Source organism: Janthinobacterium lyxosi (assembly GCF_051380665.1).
GTDB lineage: Bacteria > Pseudomonadota > Gammaproteobacteria > Burkholderiales > Burkholderiaceae_D > Janthinobacterium.
This window is the reverse complement of record NZ_JBNYXM010000006.1, coordinates 96,983-117,375: the sequence shown is the minus strand read 5'-3', so window position 1 is coordinate 117,375 and position 20,393 is coordinate 96,983. Positions and strand designations below refer to the sequence as shown.

General features: G+C 62.7%; 12 protein-coding genes. 9 read left to right on the top strand and 3 right to left on the bottom strand.

The genetic code is table 11. The annotated features are described in order from the left end of the window. Positions 1-14: 14 nt before the first annotated feature. Positions 15-1,712, bottom strand: a complete 1,698-nt coding sequence (locus tag ACQ4WP_RS07955; protein ID WP_436519468.1) for a methyl-accepting chemotaxis protein — start codon at positions 1,710-1,712, stop codon at positions 15-17. A gap of 312 nt (positions 1,713-2,024) precedes the next feature. Between ACQ4WP_RS07955 and ACQ4WP_RS07950 the strand changes: the two genes are divergently transcribed. After that, positions 2,025-4,475 carry a membrane-bound PQQ-dependent dehydrogenase, glucose/quinate/shikimate family gene (locus ACQ4WP_RS07950; protein WP_436519467.1) on the top strand — a complete coding sequence of 817 codons (2,451 nt, stop codon included), beginning with the start codon at positions 2,025-2,027 and terminating at the stop codon, positions 4,473-4,475. Positions 4,476-4,680: 205 nt separating this feature from the next. Continuing rightward, complete coding sequence (locus ACQ4WP_RS07945) at positions 4,681-6,975, top strand: ATP-binding cassette domain-containing protein (protein ID WP_436519466.1); 2,295 nt, start codon at positions 4,681-4,683, stop codon at positions 6,973-6,975. Between the two features lie 31 nt (positions 6,976-7,006). On the opposite strand, the gene ACQ4WP_RS07940 is transcribed toward ACQ4WP_RS07945, so the two are convergent. Continuing rightward, positions 7,007-10,498, bottom strand: coding sequence for a DUF748 domain-containing protein (locus ACQ4WP_RS07940; protein ID WP_436519465.1), 3,492 nt, complete (start codon positions 10,496-10,498; stop codon positions 7,007-7,009). Between the two features lie 243 nt (positions 10,499-10,741). Here ACQ4WP_RS07940 and ACQ4WP_RS07935 point away from each other — a divergent pair, with 243 nt between their 5' ends. The 3 genes from ACQ4WP_RS07935 (at position 10,742) to ACQ4WP_RS07925 (ending at position 15,519) form a co-directional block, all read left to right on the top strand. Then, positions 10,742-12,877: a TonB-dependent siderophore receptor gene (locus tag ACQ4WP_RS07935; RefSeq protein ID WP_436519464.1), complete on the top strand. Its 2,136-nt coding sequence runs from the start codon at positions 10,742-10,744 to the stop codon at positions 12,875-12,877. A 66-nt stretch (positions 12,878-12,943) separates the two neighbouring features. Continuing rightward, positions 12,944-13,342, top strand: coding sequence for a DUF2946 domain-containing protein (locus ACQ4WP_RS07930; RefSeq protein WP_436519463.1), 399 nt, complete (start codon positions 12,944-12,946; stop codon positions 13,340-13,342). Between the two features lie 89 nt (positions 13,343-13,431). After that, complete coding sequence (locus ACQ4WP_RS07925) at positions 13,432-15,519, top strand: TonB-dependent receptor (protein ID WP_436519462.1); 2,088 nt, start codon at positions 13,432-13,434, stop codon at positions 15,517-15,519. Positions 15,520-15,859: 340 nt separating this feature from the next. On the opposite strand, the gene ACQ4WP_RS07920 is transcribed toward ACQ4WP_RS07925, so the two are convergent. Then, positions 15,860-16,084, bottom strand: coding sequence for a hypothetical protein (locus ACQ4WP_RS07920; RefSeq protein ID WP_436519461.1), 225 nt, complete (start codon positions 16,082-16,084; stop codon positions 15,860-15,862). A gap of 271 nt (positions 16,085-16,355) precedes the next feature. On the opposite strand from ACQ4WP_RS07920, the gene ACQ4WP_RS07915 reads away from it, so the two are divergent. The 4 genes from ACQ4WP_RS07915 (at position 16,356) to ACQ4WP_RS07900 (ending at position 20,369) form a co-directional block, all read left to right on the top strand. Beyond that, the gene (locus tag ACQ4WP_RS07915) at positions 16,356-17,093 is read left to right on the top strand and encodes an NYN domain-containing protein (RefSeq protein ID WP_436519460.1); all 738 of its coding nucleotides are present in this window, start codon (positions 16,356-16,358) and stop codon (positions 17,091-17,093) included. Positions 17,094-17,211: 118 nt separating this feature from the next. Next, entirely contained in the window at positions 17,212-18,531 is a 1,320-nt protein-coding gene (gene dsdA / locus ACQ4WP_RS07910; protein ID WP_436519459.1) for a D-serine ammonia-lyase, read from the top strand. 20 nt (positions 18,532-18,551) lie between these two features. After that, the gene (dsdC, locus tag ACQ4WP_RS07905) at positions 18,552-19,472 is read left to right on the top strand and encodes a DNA-binding transcriptional regulator DsdC (RefSeq protein ID WP_436519458.1); all 921 of its coding nucleotides are present in this window, start codon (positions 18,552-18,554) and stop codon (positions 19,470-19,472) included. A gap of 72 nt (positions 19,473-19,544) precedes the next feature. Next, entirely contained in the window at positions 19,545-20,369 is an 825-nt protein-coding gene (locus ACQ4WP_RS07900) for a ferritin-like domain-containing protein (protein WP_436519457.1), read from the top strand. The last annotated feature ends 24 nt before the right edge of the window (positions 20,370-20,393 follow it).

Genomic DNA, 20,393 nt, shown 5'->3' with positions numbered 1-20,393 from the left:
GCGTGGCGGTGGCTTCAGAATTCTTCCCAGTCGCCGCCGGCACCGGTGCTGGCCGCACTGCGGGCCGGGCCGGGGTCGCGCCGCGCGACCAGCTTGAGCGGCGCCGTCTTGCGCGGTGCAGGCGGCTTGGCCGCTGGGGCATGGCGCACCGGCGTGCTCTGTTGCGCCGCGTTTGCCTGGCCATGCGCCAGCTTGAAGGCGCCCACCACGCTGGCCAGGTTGCCCGCCTGCTCCTGCAGCGATTGCGATGCCGCCGCCGCTTCTTCGACCAGGGCCGCATTCTGCTGCGTGACTTCATCCATCTGCGTGATGGCGCGGTTGATTTCGTCGATGCCCGTGCTTTGCTCCGCGCTGGCGGCCGAGATTTCGCTGACGATGTCGGTGACGCTGCGTACCGTGTCGACCACATCCGTCATTGCCGCGCCGGCCTGCTGGACCAGCTTGCCACCTTGTTCCACCTGCTCGACGGAGTCGCTGATGAGTGCCTTGATTTCCTTGGCCGCGGCCGCCGAACGGTGCGCCAGGTTGCGCACTTCGGTCGCCACGACGGCAAAACCGCGTCCTTGTTCCCCGGCCCGCGCCGCTTCCACGGCCGCATTCAGGGCCAGGATGTTGGTCTGGAAGGCGATGCCGTCGATGACGCCGATGATGTCGGCGATCTTGTTGGATGAGCTGTCGATCGCTTCCATGGTGCGGATGACGTCGCCCATCACCTCGCCGCCCCGCACCGCCTTGTCCGAGGCGCTGACAGCCATTTGTTTGGCCTGGCGGGCGTTGTCCGAGTTTTGCCGCACGGTGGCCGTCAGTTCTTCCATGGCCGAGGCGGTTTCTTCCAGCGAACCGGCCTGCTGTTCCGTGCGTGCCGACAGGTCCAGGTTGCCTGCCGCTATCTCGCTCGAGGCCGTGTTGATGGTCTCCGTGCCGGAGCGCACTTCGGAGACGATGCGCACCAGGCTCTCGCTCATCTCGGCCATGGCTGTCATCAACTGACCCACCTCGTCGTTCGAACTGGCGTGGACCTGCACGCTGAGATCGCCGCCTGCGATGGTGCGGGCCACGCCGATGGCGGTGGTCAGCGAGGCGACGATGCGCCGCGCCAGCAGCAGGCCCATGCCGGCCACCAGTACCGTCACGACCAGGGCCAGGCTGATGGAGATCCAGCGCGCACTGTCAGCGGCGGCCGCGCCGTCGGCCGCGCCCCTGGCGGCCAGGCTTTCGTTGTAGCGGTGGTGGGCGGCAAGGGCGTCGACCAGTTCCTTGATGATGGGCTGGTTCTGCATCAGCAAGTCGCGCGCCGCGTCGAGTTCACCCGCCTTCGACAGGGCCAGTACCTTGTCGCGCACGGCATCGTAGCGCAACAGTACGGCACGGTCCGTGGCCAGCAGCGCTTTGTCTTGCTCATCAGAAAGGTTTTCCTTTTCATACTTGTCGAGCGCCTGGTCGACTGCCGCACGCGCTTGCTTGATGCCCGCTTCCAGCTTGTCGCGCATGGCGGCATCCTTGCTGGCCACGTGCTGCCAGACGGCCGTGCGCATCTGTGTGAAGGGCACGAAAGTCTGGTTCAAGGTCAGCAGGCTGGGAACGGTGTTGACCGTGGCATAGCTGGCCGCCGTGTACACGCGGTCCATTTCATACATGCCGACGCCCGCCAGGGCGGCCAGTCCCAGGACGGCGGAGAGTATCAATGCATACAGGCGTTGGGCGATAGTCATGATGGGTGCCGCTCCACGTGAAGGTTGAAAATCGGGAAAATCGTTTGTCATAGTTCGTTTTTTTCATTTTACGATAAAAATTTGATTTATTCGAGAAATTTGTTATTCATATGATTTATTTTGTTTTTTTGAAGTCGCCGATGAAGAACGGACTGAGCGGAGGATGGGTGTGATGAAAAGCAACACCGCGTGGATATTGCGTTCTGGCGTGTGCCACGCTTGGTCAATTAGTGAAAAGATGTAATTTCCTTGATCGCCATTAAATACGGTGCGCAGGCGCGTGCCGCCGATTGACTCTTGTAAAGGAGCATCATGACTGCCTCTGCCCGGTCTGGACCCTTGCTTATCATCACCGCAGTCATCTTCATCTTGCTGGGCCTAGCGCTCCTTGGGGGCGGCGCCTGGCTCGTCAGCCTTGGCGGTTCCTGGTATTACGTCGTGGCCGGTATCGGCATGCTGGTCGCCGGTGCGCTGGTGTGGAAAGGGCGGCGCAGCGCCCAGCTGTTCCTTGCGCTGCTGCTGTTCGCCACCCTGATCTGGTCCGTCATCGAAGTGAAGTTCGACTGGTGGCAATTGCTGCCGCGCCTAGATATCTGGTTTGCCGCCGCCGTCTGGCTGCTGCTGCCGTTTATCGACCGCCGGCTGACGCCGGCCCTGGCCAGTGGCGCGAAACCGCGCGACGCGGGCAAGAGCGCCCTGGCTGCTGCCGTGGTGCTGACGGCGGCCGTGGGCGTGTTTTCCCTGTTCCAGGATTACACCACCTTGCACGGCGAAGTGCCGGCTGAAAACATGGCGGCCACGCCGCAAGGCGATTTCGCGCCCGGCGTGGCGCCCAACGACTGGGCCGCGTATGGACGCTCCGGCTATGGCGACCGCTACGCACCGGCCGCGCAGATCACGCCGGCCAATGCTTCGCAGCTGAAACAGGCGTGGGTCTACAACACGGGCGACTTCAAGGGGCCGAACGATCCGGGCGAGATCGCCAACGAAGTCACGCCCCTGAAAGTGAACGGCATGCTGTACCTGTGCACGCCGCATAACATCGTCATCGCGCTGGACACGGACACGGGCAAGGAGCTGTGGCGCCACGATCCGAAGATCAACCGCGACGCATCCAGCTACCAGCACATGATCTGCCGCGGCGTGGCGTACTGGGATGTCAACGCGGGCCGCGCCAAGGATGATCCGGCGCCGCAGGCGGCCGGCATGGAGTGCCCGCGCCGCATCTTCGCGCCCACCATGGATGCCACCTTGATCGCCGTGAATGCCGATACGGGCGAAGCGTGCAAAAGCTTCGGCGAAAACGGGGTGATCGGCCTGTACCACGGCATGGGCATGAAGAAGCGGGGCTTTTTGATGCCCACGTCGCCGCCGGCCGTGGCGCAGAACGTGGTGGTGATGGCGGCCAGCGTGACGGACAACTTTTCCACGGAAGAACCGTCAGGCGTGATACGTGGCTACGATCCCGTCACTGGCAAGCTGATGTGGAACTGGGATGCCTCGAACCCGGACGACACGGCGCCGATTGCCGATGGCAAGACCTATACCAACAATTCGCCCAATTCCTGGGGCGTGTCCAGCGTGGATGAAAAGCTGGGCATGGTGTACATCCCGATGGGCAATGAAACCCCCGACACCTGGGGCGGTAACCGCAATCCCCATGGCGAAAAATACAATAGCGCCATCGTCGCGCTGGACCTGGCAACGGGCAAGGTGCGCTGGGTGTATCAGACCGTGCACCACGATATATGGGACATGGATATCGGCGGCCAGCCCACCCTGGTCGACATCGACACGCCCAAAGGCCGGGTGCCGTCCGTGGTGGCAACCACCAAGCGCGGCGATATCTATGTGATCGACCGGCGCGACGGCAGCCTGGTGGTGCCGGCGCCGGAAAAACCCGTGCCGACCGCCAACGCGGCCCCTGGCGACAAACTGTCGCCCACACAGCCGTTCTCGGCGCTGACGTTCCTGCCCGAGAAAAACATCAGCGAAACGGATATGTGGGGCACCACGCCATTCGACCAACTGGCGTGCCGCATCATCTTCCGCCAGCACCGTTATGAGGGGCCGTTCACGCCGCAAACCGTGGCCGAAGGCAAGATCAAGGGCGCCATCATCTCGCCGGGCCCGCTGGGCATCTTCGAGTGGGGCGGGGCGGCCGTCGATCCGGTGCGTCAGTTGCTGCTGGTCAATCCGGACTACATGGGCTTTCTGGAGCGCCTGGTGCCGCGCGCGCAAGCCAACGCGAAGGGCGGCACGGGTTCGGAAATGGGCTTGCAGCCGCAGACGGGCGTACCGTTTGCCGTGGAAATCAAGCCCTTCCTGTCGCCGCTGGGCTTCCCATGCCAGGCGCCGCCCTGGGGCTATATCGCCGCCGTCGACTTGCGCACCATGAAAAAAGTGTGGATGCACAAGAATGGCACCACGCGCGACAGCGCTCCCGTGCCCATCGCCTTGCCGCTGGGCGTGCCCAGCCTGGGCGGCATGAGTACCACGGGCGGCGGCGTGGCCTTTCTCAGCAGCACGCTCGACTATTACATCCGTGGCTACGACGTGCGTAACGGCAAGACCGTGTGGAAAGCCCGCTTGCCGGCCGGCGGCCAGGCCACGCCGATGAGCTATGTTTCCGACAAGACGGGGCGTCAATATGTGGTGGTGATGGCTGGCGGCCACGGTTCGCTGGGTACGAAGATGGGCGATAGCCTGGTGGCGTTTGCCTTGCCGGAAGGGGTGGTCAAGGAAGAAGGAAAGACAAAATAAGGACATGATGCGCAGCGGCACTGCCATTCTGGTGCTGCCGCATTGTCTCTGATCCCCGGCGCCAGAATCGCTTTCTGGAAGCTGGGTATCGTCGTTTTGTGCAATGCGGGGAGTGATGGTGCGGTTACGTGTTCGCCGCGCGCAGTCGTGAGCGTCCGGCCATGTCCCTGATTCGGCGCTTTTTACACTATTTGTTGGAGTATTCATGAGCGCCTTGAAAGAGAAGCTACGCAACCGTCCAGCCCCCATCAAGATCGTCGGCGCGCGCGAGCACAATCTTAAAAATGTCAGTGTGGAGATCCCCAAGAAGGTCATCACCGTGTTCACCGGCGTGTCCGGTTCAGGCAAATCCTCGTTGGTTTTCGATACTGTCGCCGCCGAGTCGCAGCGCCAGTTGAACGAGACCTTTTCGTCCTTCGTGCGCCATCGCCTGCCGCATTATGGCCAGCCCGATGTCGATACGCTCAGCAATCTATCGGCGGCAATCATCGTCGACCAGAAGCGGCTCGGCGGCAATGCGCGTTCCACCGTCGGCACGGTCACCGACATCCATGCTTTGCTGCGGCTGCTCTATTCGCGCATTGGCACGCCTTTCGTCGGCTATTCCAACGTCTTTTCGTTCAATCATCCCGAAGGCATGTGCCCAAGCTGCCAGGGCTTGGGCAGCGTCGCCATGCTGGACCTGGAAAAGTTGCTCGACAAGGGGCGCTCGCTCAACGAGGGCGCCTTGATACTGCCCGGCTTCCCGGTCGGCGGCTACCGCTGGAAGCGTTATGTCACCTCGGGGCTGTTCGACAACGATAAACAACTCAGGCACTACAGCGAGGCCGAGTTGCAAATGTTGCTACATCAGCAAGAAATGCCGCTGAAGGGCGCGCCGCCCGGCTGGCCGCCGACCGCCAAATACGAAGGCGTGGTGCCGCGTTTCGAGAAGGCGTATCTATCCAAAGACATCGACCAGCTTAAACCACAGGAGCGCGAAGCCGTCGCGGCGGTGGTGACGCGCGGTCCTTGTCGCGCCTGTGAGGGTTATCGGCTCAATTCCGTTATCCTGTCGTGCCAGATCCGTGGCAAGCACATCGGCCAGTGCGCGAACTTGCAGATCGACGATCTGATCCCGTTCATCGAAGGCATCGACGATCCACGCGCGCCGACGATGGTCGCCGCTATCCTTGAGCGGCTGCACAACCTGGTGTCCATCGGGCTTGGTTACCTGAGCCTGGACCGACCGACCGCGACGATGTCGGGCGGCGAATCGCAGCGCATCAAAATGATACGCCATCTGGGCAGCAGCTTGACCGACATGACGTATATCCTCGATGAACCCAGCATCGGCCTGCATCCGCGCGATGTCGATCAGCTCAACGGACTCATGCGGCAGTTGCGCGACAAGGGCAATACCGTGCTCGTAGTCGAACATGACCCCGACGTAATCGCCATCGCCGACCATGTGATCGACATGGGGCCTGGCGCCGGCACGCGCGGCGGCGAGGTCGTGTATCAGGGTTCGCTGAGCGGCCTGGCCAAAGCGGAAACGCTCACCGGCCGTTATCTGCATCGCCACGCAGAATTGAAAGCCGAGGTGCGCGTGCCCAGGGGATATCTGCAACTGCGCAACGCCAGGCTGCATAATCTGAAGGACGTCAGCGTCGACATTCCCCAGTGTGTGATGACGGTGGTCACTGGCGTGGCGGGTTCCGGCAAGAGCAGCCTGATCAGCGGTGAACTGATGCGGCGCTATCCCACGATCGTCTACATCGATCAGGGCGCGCTGGTCGGCTCGCGCCGCTCCAATACTGCGACCTACACCGGCATACTCGATCCGATTCGCAGGCTGTTCGCACAGGCCAATGCGTCGAATGCCTCCTTGTTCAGTGCCAACTCGGCGGGCGCCTGCCCGAATTGCAAAGGCCTGGGAGAGACGCATCTCGATCTGGCCTTCATGGACGCGATCACGAGCGTGTGCGAAGTTTGCAAGGGCCGCCGCTACACCGACGCAGTGCTGGCGCTCAGCTATCGTGGCAAGAATATCGACGAAGTATTGCGCCTCACCATAGAGAGCGCACGGAGCTTTTTCGCCGAACAGTCTGCGATCTGTCAGACGCTGCAGCGGGTGATGGAGGTCGGGCTCGATTATCTGGCGCTGGGCCAACCGCTGAGTACCTTGTCCGGCGGCGAGCGCCAGCGCATCAAGCTGGCGACCGAGCTGGAGAATAACGGCAAGGTCTACGTTCTCGACGAACCCACCACCGGCCTGCACATGTCCGATGTCGCGCGCCTCATCGCCTTGCTTGATCGCCTGGTCGACAAAGGCAGCACGGTCATCGTGATCGAGCACAACCTGGATGTCATCGCCCGTGCCGACTGGGTCATCGACATGGGGCCGGGCGCCGGCCGCAAGGGTGGACAGATCGTGGCACAGGGAACGCCAGCGCAATTGACGCACGATGTCCACTCGGTGACCGGCGTGTTTCTCAAACGGCGTGTGATGGTGGCTTGAGCGCCATTCTGCCCCCCATGACAGCGCCTTTTTACTGTGCCGCCAATCCCAGCTTCAAGCCCACCAGCTTGCCCGGTGCGGCCTCCGTTTTTTCCGGCGCGCCAGCACTGACCCTGGCTGCCGGCGTGCCATCCTGCTGCAGGGCCGCCAGGATGGCCGCGCTGCGCTGGGCGCCCAGCTTGCTCAAGGCATCGGCTGGCAAGGGCTGTTTGGCTTCCAGCTGCTCGCGCAAGCCGGCATAAAACGCGCTCGTATCGGCCACCTGCGGTTCGCCCTCGATCAGCTTGCCCAGGCGCTGCAAGACGGGGATTTTAGCTGCTGCCGCTGGAGCGGAGGCGCTGGCGGATGCCGCCACTGCCGCAGGGGCAACCGACTCCGCCGCCTTCTTCTGCTTGTCCAGCTCGCCCTTGCCGAAGCGTTCGCCGTACAGCTCGCGCAGGGCGCCCCGTATCTTGCGTTCGCCCAGGTTCAACGGTCCCGGTTCTTCGCCCGCTTCGAGCTTGATGCCGGCCTTGGCGGCGACGGCGCGGCGCACGGCCTGGGCGCGCAGGGCGGCCCCGTCCGTGTCGCTGTACTGGCCCGGCACGGCCAGCTTCAGCTGTTCGCGCTTGGCCAGGATTTGCGCCACCTGCTTGAGTTTTTCCCGCTCGGGCGGCAGCAGCACGGCGCTGCCCGCATCGAAGTCGATCGATTCGAGCTTGTCGGCGCTGATGCCCAGCAAGTTGCCCAGCGCGCGGAACGGCGCCGTGACGATTTTCGTCAGCACATTGCCCACGGCTTTCCAGATCAGGGCGCCATAGCTGAATTGCGGATCGTTCATGTCGCCCGACACGGGCAAGCCCAGGTCGATGCGCCCGTCGCTATCCTTGAGGATGGCCAGCGCCAGTTCCAGGGGCAGTTTCAGGGCGTCCGGGCTGTCGATGCGCTCGCCCAGGGTCAGCTTGTCGAGCACGATCTGGTTGGTGCCGTCGAGCTGGCGGTTGCGCACCTTGTACTGCAAGTCCAGCGAAATCTTGCCTTCGGCCACTTTGTAGCCGGCGAACTTCATCGTGTACGGCGAGGCGGACACCATGTCGACGTTCTTGAAGACCACGTTCAAGTCCGTGTTGTCGGTGGGCGCGAACGGATTCAGCTGTCCACGCACGCGGGCCAGGCCGAATTCGTCGATGCGGCCATCGAGTTCGATCTGGCTGCGCGCATCGCGCTTGGTTGACAGGCCCGTGACGACGCCATTGAGTTCATAAATCTTGGCGGCGAACTGGGGGCGCAGGCTGAGATCGGCAAAGTCCAGCTTGGCGTTTTGCAGGCGCACGCGGCGTACGCGCATGGGGAAGGCGGCGTCGGCGGCCGGCGCGCTGGCTGTTGTTGGCGCCGCGGTAGCCGTTTGTGCGGCAGCTGGCTCCGGCGCCTTCACCAGCAAGCGCTGCGCGTTCAGGCTGCGGTCGTTTTCGATGATCAATTGGGCGTTTGGTTCGACTACGCGCAGTTCGGGGATGTCGACAAAATCGGGACCCACGCTGGCCGTCAGCTTGTCTGCGCGCACGCTTTTCCATGAGGCAAAGCGCTTGCCATCCGTTTCATTGAGCACCAGGCCGGCGATATCCACGCCGCCCACATAGCGGACCTTGGGTGCTTTCGGCGCACCGCCGCCCGTCGTCAGGCGGCCGCTGCCAGAGAGCGAGCCGCCCGCCAGCTTCAGTTTCACATGCTGCGCCAGCAGCGGTTGCACGGGTGCCAGGGTCAGCTGTTTCAGATTCAGCTGCGCATCGACGGCGCCCGTGCCCGGCACGAACTTGCCGTTGGCGGTGAGCAAGCCTCCTTCGCGCAAACCCACGCCCAGCTCGAACGGCAGCGCCTGTTGCATATCGTTGCTGACGTTGTGCAGGGACAATCTAGCATCCTGCAAGTTGCCCTTGATGCCAGTGCCCGCGTCATCGAAACGGGCGCCGAACTTGCTCAGTTCCACCTTGGCGATGCTGGTGGACCATGGCGCGGACGGTGCATCCTTGCCCGCGTCGGCTTTGCTTGAGGCAAACACGGGCAGCTTTTGCGCAATCGCAAACTCGCCCTGGCGATTGCGCGCCAGGTCGATTTGCGCGCCGCTGGCCGTCAGCGCGCCCAGGTGCACCTTGCGTGCGGCCAGGTCGATCTTGCCTTCCGTAAAGCCCAATTGGGCCAGCTTGAATGGCGTTTGCGCGCCCCGCTGCATGGCCAGATCGGCCAGCTCGAAACTGGCGCCGTCGATGACGGTGACCATGCCCGATGGCCCCTGTTGCAAGGCCAGCTGCAAGTTCAGCTGCAGCTGTCTGGCGCTCAACTGCAGGGCCGGCGAGACGGTTTCATCGATGGCGGACACGTCCACGTTGGCCAGCGCCAGTTGTTTCAAGTCCACCTTCCACTTGCCCGGCTTCGCTGGCGGGGCTGCAGGCGCGGCGGTAACGGGTGCGGGATTGCCAGGCAGCATCAGGTTCGCCACGTCGATCTCGCCCTTGCTGTCGCGGCGCATGGCCACTTTGCCGCCGTACAGATTGATCTTGTCGACCGTGACGCTCTGGCGCGCCAGGTCAACGTTCACGCCGGCGATACCCAAGGTGGCGAGCGACGTAAACGGTTCGCCCTTGCCGCCTTGCACCAGCGCCAGGTCGCGCAAGGCCAAACCGGCGCCTTTGACCGTGGCTTGCAGCGTGCCATCTGCATAGGAAAAAGCGTAGGGCAGGCGCGCCGACAACTTGCCGCTGGCGACGGTCGCGCGCGTGTAGGCTTTTAAATACGCGGCCAGGCCGGGCAGGGAAGCATCGTTCAGGATCAGCTCGCCTTCGCCCCGGATGGGGCTGAGCGAGGCCGTGCCGCGCCAGTGCAGCTTGCCGCCGCGCGCCGCGTCGGCGCTCAGGCTGTAGCTGCCGTTGGCGTCGGGCAGGGTCGAGATATTGTCGAGCGTGAAGTTGATCGGCGTGAAATTGTCTGCGTAGCCCGCCTTCTGGTCTTGCCAGTCCACTTTGCCTTGTTCCAGCGCAAAGTGGGCGATGACGAGGCGCGGCATGCCGCCGTCGCTCTTTTCCGGGTGGCGGCGTTGCCAGGTGGCCAGCACTTCGGCCAGGTTGAACTTGCCGTCTGGCGTGATGGTCAAATGAGTCTGTGGTGCCGTGACGCGGATTTCCGCCAGGCTCCAGGCGCGGCGCACGATGGATTTCCATTCCAGCTGCACGGCCAGCGCACCGATGGACAGCAGCGGTGCACCGCTCGTACCGCTCTTGCCATCTGCGCTGGCCGCTTCCTTGAAAGCGATCTGGTCCGCTTCCAGGCGCAAGGTGAACGGGTTGAAGCGCACGTCGGCGATGCTGGCCTGGCGCGACAATTCCTTTTCAGCAAATTTGGGTAGCTGGTTTTTGATGACGTAGGGCACCAGCCAGAAACCGGCCGCGCTGTAGGCGGCCAAGGCACAGCCTGTGCCGACGGCCCAGCGCTGCCAGCGTTTCCAGCGAAATGTTTTCGTCTGCACGCTTTTGTTGTCGATTGTGTTCACGAACTGACCTTTTGATCTTGTTGGGCGGCACACCTGCGCGCCGTGACTGTCAGTATGCCTCTTTGCGGCCTCGTCTGCAAAATTCAAACGTGTTCAAGTGATAACAGGCGCCAGGGTGACCTTGTTTCTTCTGTAAAACTCACACACATTCACCCTTTCTTGATAATGATTCTCATTATCGGTATCATGGCCGCTAACCGTAAGTTCCCATTTGTACCTCTTTTTCATTGAAAGCCCGATGTCATGCCTGTCATCTCTCCTCGCACTCGCTTACTTCCAGTCGCCGCCGCCCTGTCACTGGCCTTTGCTTCCCACGTGGCCAACGCTGCCAGCGGCCAGGACGACTTGACGGCTGGCGATGCGAAAGTCATGCAAGCCGTGCAAGTGACGGGTGCCCGCGCGCAAGGCCTGGTGCCCGTCACCACGGAGGCGGGCAGCTTTCGCGGCGCCAACATCATGGACGTGCCATCGACCGTCAACGTGATCACGCGCGAATTGCTGGAGCAGCAAGCCGTGTCCGGCCTGTACGATGCCGTGCGCAACACGGCCGGCGTGACGCGCCAGCAAAACGGCGGCGAGACGTGGGATCAATTGGTGATACGCGGCATTGCCGTGGAAAACCGCACGAATTACCGTCTCAATGGTTCCATGCCCATCATGAACTTCTCGCAAGTGCCCATGGAAAACAAGGAGCGGGTGGAAGTGCTGAAGGGCGCCTCGGCCCTGTACTACGGTTTCACGTCGCCCGCCGGCGTGGTCAACTTCGTCACCAAGCGGGCCGTCAGCAAGCCCGTCAGCAGCATGGGCTTGATTCTCGATGACCGCGGCAGTGCCGTGGCGAATGTCGACCTGGGCCGTCGCTTCGGCGTGCAGCAGGAATTCGGCGTACGCATCAACGCGGCCGGCGGCACCCTGGGTTCCTATCTGGACCATGTCGGCAACGGCAACCGCAGCTTTCTCTCCACGGCGCTCGACTGGCGCGTGAGCAATAAACTGTTGCTGAAGGCGGACCTGGAATACGACCGCCGCAAGGTGACGGAGCAGGCGGGCGTAGCCTTGCCGGCCGCCGTGAAAGGCGTGATTGCCTTGCCGCGCGCCGTCGATCCGCGCCAGCTGATCGGCCCCGACTGGTCGAATTTCGAAGCGCAAACGAAAAACGCGCAATTGCGCGCCGATTACGCCATCACGGATGGCTGGGCACTGACGGTCGAGGCGGGCCACTCGGAAACGGCGCGCGACCGCCGCCTGGCCATCTTCCGCCTGAACAACGCGGCCGCGCTGGCCACGGGGGCGGGGCGCATCACGGGCAATATCCAGCACAGCGTGACGGCGTCGGACTTGCTGCGCGCGGAATTGGCCGGCAACTTCAACACGGGTTTCATCGCCCATGAACTGACCCTGGGCGCCTCGCGCACGGACAAGTCACAAGATCCGATTTATCAGAGCAACTATACGATTGCGTCGCAAAATCTGTACAACCCCGTGCCCGTGACGAATGTCGTGTTCGGCCCCAAGCCGACTTCGCCGACGACGGCCGCGCTGGACACGCGCGACACGGGCTTGTATGCGCTCGACCGCATGGTCTTCAACCCGCAATGGCAAAGCATCATCGGCGTGCGCCGCAGCAGCTACCAGAGCGAGCAGGGCGCCAGCCACTACGACGTCAGCAAGACGACGCCGATGGCCTCGCTGATCTACAAGGCCACGCCCGAACTGTCGTTCTACGCATCCACGGCGCGGGGGCTGGAAGAGGGCGAGACTGGCCCGACGGGCACGGTCAACCAGGGCGTCAAGATGGCGCCTGGCGTGAGCAAGCAGAAAGAACTGGGCGCGCGCTGGCTGAGGCCGGGCGGCACCCTGGTCTCCGCCGCATTGTTCGATATCACGCGCCCCGGCTATTACACCAACGCCAGCAATGTGTTTACCTCGGATGGCGAACAGCGCTACCGTGGCCTGGAACTGTCGACCCAGGGCAAGCTGACGCGCCAGCTGTCGTGGCAGACCTCGGCCCAGTTCCTCGACCCCAAGTTTGCCCACATCAATGCCGACTACAACGGCAAGGCGCCGGAAAACGCGTCGAAACGCACGGGCAGCGCCTTTCTCGCCTATGCGTTTGACAGCGTGCCGGGCTTGTCCGTCAACGGCGGCGCATATTATTACAGCGCCCGTCCCGTCAACGACCTGAACCAGGCTTTCCTCGGTGGCGTGAGTCTGTTCAGCGCGGGCGCCCGCTATGCCCGCCGCGTGATGGACAAGACCGTCGTGTGGCAACTCAACGTGGAGAACCTTGCCGACAAGCGCTACTGGGCTGGCGCCGGCACGCGCCTGGCGTCCGGTGCGCCGCGCGCCATCAAGCTGTCGATGAAGGTGGATTTGTAAGGAGAGAAAGAGGCGGCTTTGACCTGCGCCCTGTGCGCAGGGTGCTTGCCCTGATACAATATTGCCATGTTCATCAGCAAAAGCAAGGCCAGCATCGTCCTGTGGATCGCGTGTATCGCCATCTTCCTGGCCACGCTCGCCCCTACGGTGTCGCGCACGCTGACGGTCGCCAGCGGCATGGCCGTGCCCAGCCTGGAAATCTGCTCGGTGGCGGGCGGCATGCAAGCCATGCCCGCCCGCTTCGATGTACAACAGCCCTCCGCGCCCGAAAAGCAGGGCATGCGCATGGCTGACTGTCCGTGCTGCAGCATGCATGCGGACACTTTATCGATTCCCCTCACCTCCCTCGTGCTCGCCTCCGGCGAGCTCATCACGGGCTTGCTGCCCGTGCTGTTCTACCAGTCCGCCACGCCCCTGTTCGCCTGGACGCCTGTCCAGCCCCGTGGGCCGCCCGCCGCTTTCTGATCTGTCCCTTTCCCTGAACTGCCTTGCGCCGCGCGTGTCGTGCGCTTGCGTCTGTTCGTCTTACCTATACAGATTCTGAAAGCAGCACCATGAAACATTTACCGTTATTGATTTCCCTCGCCATCGCCATGCCTGCCTTGGCACAATCCCGCAGTGAAGCAGGCACCACCGTCTTGCCCGAGATGAAAGTCATCGTTACAGCCATTGGTGACGGCTACCGTCCCGTCGCCGACACGGTGCTGATGCTCAGCAGTACGCCCGGCTACAGCGTGGTGGCAGGCGGCGGCGTGTCCGGCTTGCCAGTGGTGAATGGCTTTGCCGATGATCGCATCAAGATTCGCATCGATGGCATGGAACTGACATCGGCCTGCGCCAATCATATGAATGCGCCGCTGTCCTACATTGATCCGCAACAAGTGCAGCGCATCCGCCTGATCGCGGGCGTGACGCCCGTCAGCGCGGGCGGCGACAGCGTCGGCGGCACCATCGAGGTGCAGTCAAACGCGCCCGTGTTCGCCCAGCCTGGCGCGGGGCTGCTGACGCAAGGCAGCTTTGCCGTGTCGGGACGCAGCGTCAACAATAGCATGGCGACCAGCGTGAATGCCTCGGCCGCCAGCGATATGCTGAGCATCGGCTACAGCGGCGCTTACACGCGCGGCCACAGCTATGACGATGGCCACGGCAACAAGGTGCTGGGCAGCATGTTCGAGAGCATCAACCAGGCCATCGTGCTGGCGGCGAAAGGCCAGGGCCAGCAGCTGACCCTGCGCGCCGGCGTGCAGCACATCCCGTACCAGGGCTTTCCCAGCCAGTACATGGACATGACGGATAACCACGGCCAGTTCGCCAATCTCGCTTACAAAGGCGAATTCGGCTGGGGCGTGCTCGATGCGCGCGCCTACTGGCAGCAGACGGACCATGAAATGGGCTTTTTCTCTTCCGAGCGTACGGGCACAATGCCGATGCTCACGCACGGGCGCAATACGGGCTATGCGCTGATGGCCAGCTTGCCCACGGGCGCGGGCGAATTGCGCCTGGGCCACGAGTGGCATGGTTTCCGCCTCGACGATTACTGGCCGGCCGTGCCCGGTTCCATGATGATGGGGCCGCGCACTTACCTGAATATCAATGACGGCAAGCGCGACCGCACTGTGCTGTTTGGCGAACTGGAAACGCGCCACGATGCGCGCTGGAGCAGCGTGCTGGGCTTGCGCGGCGAATCCGTGCGCATGGATACGGGCGACGTGCAATCGTACGGCACCAACATGATGAACATGCCGGACGTGATGGCCGCCAGGGCCTTCAATGCGCGCAGCCGTAGCCAGCGCGACACAAATATCGATGCCTCCGCACAAGCCAGCTTCACGCCGGATGCCGCCAGCAGCTATGAATTCGCGCTGGCGCGCAAGGTGCGCTCGCCGAATCTGTACGAGCGCTACTCGTGGGGCCGCGGCTCGATGGCCATGACCATGACCAACTGGTTTGGCGACGGCAACGGCTATGTGGGCGATATCGACCTCAAGCCCGAGACGGCTTACACGGCGGCGTTCACGGCCGACTGGCATGGCGGCGGCGAGGAGGGCTGGTTCCTGCGCGTCAACCCCTACTACAGCAAGGTGGACAATTACATCGACGTCGATGTGCTGGCGTCTTTCCACCCATACATGAAAATGGGCGCGAACGGCAACTTGCTGCGCTTCGCCAATCACGACGCCAAGCTGTACGGTGCCAATGTGGCGTGGCAGTTGCCGCTGGCCAGCAGCGCGCGCTGGGGCCGCTTCATGGCCACGGGCAACGCGGCTTACACGTGGGGCAAGCGCAGCGATGGCGGCGACCTGTACCGCATGATGCCGCTGAACGCCTTGCTGGCCGTCGAGCACAAGCTGGGCGCCTGGAGCAGCCGCATCGAAACGAAGATCGTTGCCCGCAAGGACAAGGTCGATGCGCGCCGCTTCGAACCGGAAACGGGAGGCTATGCCCTCGTCAACCTGCGCAGCAGCGTGGCATTGAGCAAGATGGCCAGCCTGAGCGCGGGCGTGAGCAACCTGTTCAACCGCGCGTATGCGGACCCGCTGGGTGGCGTGTATTTGTCGGGCTTGAAGGCGCAAGGCGGGGCGCTGCAAGCCTTGCCGGCCGAGGGCAGGTCGATTGATGTGGGGTTGCAACTGAAGTTCTAAGGCCGATCGTCAGCAATAGCGCCTTCCTGCTGCCGGTTGTGGTGGAAGGCGTCTGCGAGAGTCACCGCCTCGACGGTAATCAGGTGTTTGTGACAATGTGTGCATGTTTCTTTTCGGTAATTTGGTATTCTCCATGTGACGATAACCCAGGTTGAGCGGGGTCTGCGGGTGTGGTATGAAGTGGCTTCTCTTCCCCTGAAACCCTGACCTGTTCAACGAGGCTATGTCAGCGTCAGGTGTGGGAGCGCTTCCAGCGTTGCCTACAGTAATGTTTCTGGAGAGCGGGTGCGCCTGGCGTCGCATATCCAGCGCGCGCCCCAGGTAATCCGGCATAAAGCCATCAATTTCCGCCTCCGCTCTTTTTTCGCCGTGACCCCGTCAGGACGCGCAGCGCGGTGGCAATCGGCACCTTGTTCTTGGCAAGGTAGGCGGCGGCCGTGGCGGTATCGAGCATTTCCTGGAAGATAATGCCGACTTCGACTTTTTGGGCCGTCAGATCGTCCTGCCTTGCGCAGTCCAGGAGGTCCATATCGGTAGCAGTGGCTTTGTCATTCTTGGAGCGCATTTTTGCCTCGGTAGAAAAGAGAAAAATGTCTCCTTTTTTTGCCTTAAAGATAACTTATTTTTGTGCCTTTGTGGAAATTTTTCTTTAATCGATAGTGCATTCAAGAATTAAATTTAGCTATCGGCAGGGATCAGTTGCGGGTTTGGGTATTGCTTACCGGAACATTTGACTGCATAGTAGGGATTGCAAACAAACTGCGGATACCTGATTGACCCGTGTCCATTAGTATTGAGCCACGGTGGGAATATCAACTTTTTGAAGCCAAAAAAATATGACAAGTAATGCCAAGCTGGCAGTCTTGATCGATGCAGATAATGCCCAGGCGTCGATTATCAAGGAATTGCTGACTGAGGTATCCACCTTTGGTACCGCATCGGTGAAACGTGCCTATGGAGACTGGACTACGCCCAATTTGAAAGGCTGGAAAGAAACCCTGCATTTGATGGCCATTCAGCCGATCCAGCAATTCAGCTATACGACAGGTAAAAATTCAACCGATTCATCGTTGATCATTGACGCCATGGATTTGCTTCACTCTGAAAAGCTGGACGGCTTTTGCCTGGTATCGTCTGACAGTGATTTCACGCGCCTTGCAACACGTATTCGTGAATCAGGACTCGCCGTGTATGGTTTTGGCGAAAGAAAGACGCCGCCAGCCTTCGTCGCCGCTTGCGACAAGTTCGTTTATACGGAGATTTTGCGGCTGGTGACACCGCCGCCATTGGCCGGCAAGCAGCAAAAATCCTTACATGCGTTGGCGCCTGTCTCCCTCGACGTGGACACGCAAGAAGTGCTGCGCAAGGCCATCATCGCCGCAGCGCGTGACGATGGTTTTGCGTCCTTAAGTGGCGTCGGTAGTTTGATCGTGAAGAACAATCCGGCCTTCGATCCGCGCCACTATGGATGCCAGAAATTGAGTGAGTTGGTGCGTCGTCTTCCTTTCGTTGAAATAAAAGAAGTTCAAAGCGAAAAGAATCCCGCCATGCATCTGTACATTAAATTGAAATAGGGAAGCAGCCGGGCCATCATGACACATGATCTTCCGTCACCCATTGCCTGATCAACCATCCTTTGCCAGCGGCGCCCGGATGCGGTCTAATCATGGCTTGTTCCTACACGAGGTTGCCATGCTACCCACTCCCGCCATCGCCGCGCTGTGCAAAAAATTTCCCCTGATCAATGAACTGATGGCCTTGCAGCCCTTGAGCTGGTTCAATCCCGCCATCGCGCAGGCGGCCGAGGCCTTGAATGACGTGGGCTTGACGGCGGCCGACGTGGCGGAGGCCAGCGCGCGCCTGGCGCGCTTCGCACCGTACCTGGCCAAGGCATTCCCGGAAACGCAGGCCAGCGGCGGCATCATCGAGTCGCCCGTCGTGCCGCTGCCAGGCATGCAGGCGGCGCTTGGCATGATGAACGGTCAGCTGTGGCTCAAGCAGGATAGCCATTTGCCCATTTCCGGCTCGATCAAGGCGCGCGGCGGCATCTATGAAGTGCTGAAACACGCGGAAATGCTGGCGCTCGATGCAGGGCTGCTGAAGGAGGGCGACGATTACAGGCTGCTGGCCAGCGACGCCGTGCGGGCGTTTTTCGGCCAGTATGCGATCGCCGTCGGCTCCACGGGCAATTTGGGCTTGTCGATCGGCATCATGAGCGCGCGCCTGGGCTTTCGCGCCACCGTGCACATGTCGGCTGATGGGCGCCAGTGGAAGAAGGATAAATTGCGCAGCCATGGCGTCACCGTCGTCGAGTACGCTACCGACTACAGCGTGGCCGTGGAAGCGGGGCGCAGGCAGGCGGAGAACGATCCCAGCTGCCACTTCGTCGACGATGAAAACTCGCACGATCTGTTTCTCGGCTACGCGGTGGCGGGCCAGCGCCTGAAAGCCCAGTTCGCCGCAAACGGTGTCGCGGTGGATGCCGAGCACCCTCTGTTCGTGTACTTGCCGTGCGGCGTGGGCGGCGGCCCTGGCGGCGTGGCCTTTGGTTTGAAGCTGGCGTTTGGCGATGCCGTTCACTGCGTGTTTGTCGAGCCGACGCATTCGCCCTGCATGCTGCTGGGCGTGCACACGGGCTTGCACGATCGGATCAGCGTGCAGGAGATCGGCATCGACAACCTCACGGCCGCCGATGGCCTGGCTGTGGGACGCCCATCCGGTTTCGTCGGGCGCGCCATGCAGCGGCTGATCGACGGCTATGCCACCGTCACGGATGAAGAACTGTACCGCTTGCTGGCGCTGCTTGAGCAAACGCAAGGCTTGCGCCTGGAACCGTCTGCCGTGGCCGGTTTCGCGGGCATCAAGCCTGTGCTGGCGGCGCCGCAATATCAGCAGCATCTGGTTACTGCCACGCACCTGGTGTGGGGCACGGGCGGCAGCATGGTGCCGCAAGAGGAAATGGCCGCCTACGTGGCGCGTGGCCGCGCGCTGCTGGCGGCCGGGGCCGCGTGATGCCGGCCGGCGCGCCGCGCATGGCCACGCTGACGGCCAGCCAGTTCGCCAACCTGCACACTTTTCTGGTGGCGGCGCGCCGTGGCAGCTTCGCGCTGGCCGCGCAGGAACTGGCGCTCACGCCCAGCGCCGTCAGTCACCGCATCGCCCGCCTGGAGGCGAGCCTGGGCTTGCTGCTGTTCCAGCGCCTGACGCGGCAAGTAAAACTGACGCAGGACGGTGAGCGCATCTTCGTTGCCCTGCAAGCAAGCTGGGACAGCCTGCATGCAGCCATTGCCGGCAGCGATGCGCTGGCGGGCAGCATCACCGTGCATGCGCGCCCCTCCATCGCCCAGTGCTGGCTGGTGCCGCGCCTGGCGGGGTTCGCTGCGCAATATCCGGACTTGTCGATTGACTTGCGCGTGGGTAATGATAGCGTGGACTTTCGCGCCGGCCAGGTCGACCTGGCCTTGCACTATGGCGACGGCAGCTTTCCCGGCCTGGCATCGCGCAAGCTGATGGATGAATGGCTGGCGCCCGTCTGCAGTCCCGCGTACGCGCGCGAACACGGTTTGCAAGATGCGCCGCAACACCTGTCCAGCGCGACCCTGTTGCACGACACACTGGCCTGGCCCGCCTGCGCGCCCGATGCCGAATGGCGCTTGTGGCTGGACGTGCAGGCGCCAGGCGTGCGCTTGCCCGCGTGCAGCCTGCGTTTCGACCGCGCCGACCTGTGCGCGCAGGCGGCCATCCACCACGCGGGCGTGGCCATGGGCCGGCGCCAGCTGGTGCAGCCGTGGCTGGCCAGCGGCCAGCTGGTCTTGCCATTCGGCGGATTTACCTTGGCCAGCCCGCAGGCGTATTACTTCGTGCACAGCGGACGCGCCGCGCTGCCGGCGAGAGTGCAGGCGTTGTTCGACTGGCTGCTGGTGCAGGGCCGGGGTCAGACCCGGCGGGTCTGACCCCAGTACGCCACTTCAGCCACATTTGATACACTGCGGCCCTTGCTGGAATCAGCGCAGGAAGGAAGCACCATGCACACATCATCCCTATTGACTGCCATCACGCCGCCGGTTTTGCGCGAACTGCGCGCATATGCGCTCGCTTGCCTGCTGGAACCGGACCCGGCAACCAAAGTGGCGATGGTGGCCGCCATGGCCGAGGCGCAACTTTCGCTCGATGCGCAATCGCCGCTGGCGCCCACCGGCGCCGTGCCGGGCCGTCCCGAGCGCCCTGAACTGGTGCCGCCGCGCCTGGTGGGGCGGCGTTCGATGATCACGCCGGAAGGGCGCGCCATGCTCGTGCATGCGCTCGCGCATATCGAGTTCAATGCGATGAACCTGGCGCTGGACGCCCTGTGGCGCTTCCCGGAGCTGCCCTTTGACTACTACACGGACTGGCTGCGCGTGGCGAAGGAAGAAGCGACGCACTTTGCCATGTTGCAGGCGCACCTGCAGGTGCTGGGCCATACGTATGGCGACTTTCCCGGCCACGACAGCCTGTGGGAAATGGTCGACAAGACGCGTGGCGACGTGCTGGCGCGCATGGCGCTGGTGCCCCGCACCCTGGAAGCGCGGGGCCTGGACGCGATTCCGCCGCTGCGCGCCAAGCTGGCGCAGGCGGGCGACATGGCCGCCGCCGCCATCCTCGACATCATCCTGCGCGATGAAGTGGGGCACGTCGAGATCGGCAACCGCTGGTATGGCTACCTGTGCCAGCAGCGCGGCCTGGAATTGCGCGCCACGTATGCCGAACTGGCGCTGCGCTACGAAGCGCCCACCCTGCGCGGGCCGTTCAACCTGGAAGCGCGGCGCCGGGCGGGGTTTTCGGAGCTGGAGCTGTCCGACTTGCCCGCCTGAAGCCATCGTTGCTGCATGGTCATG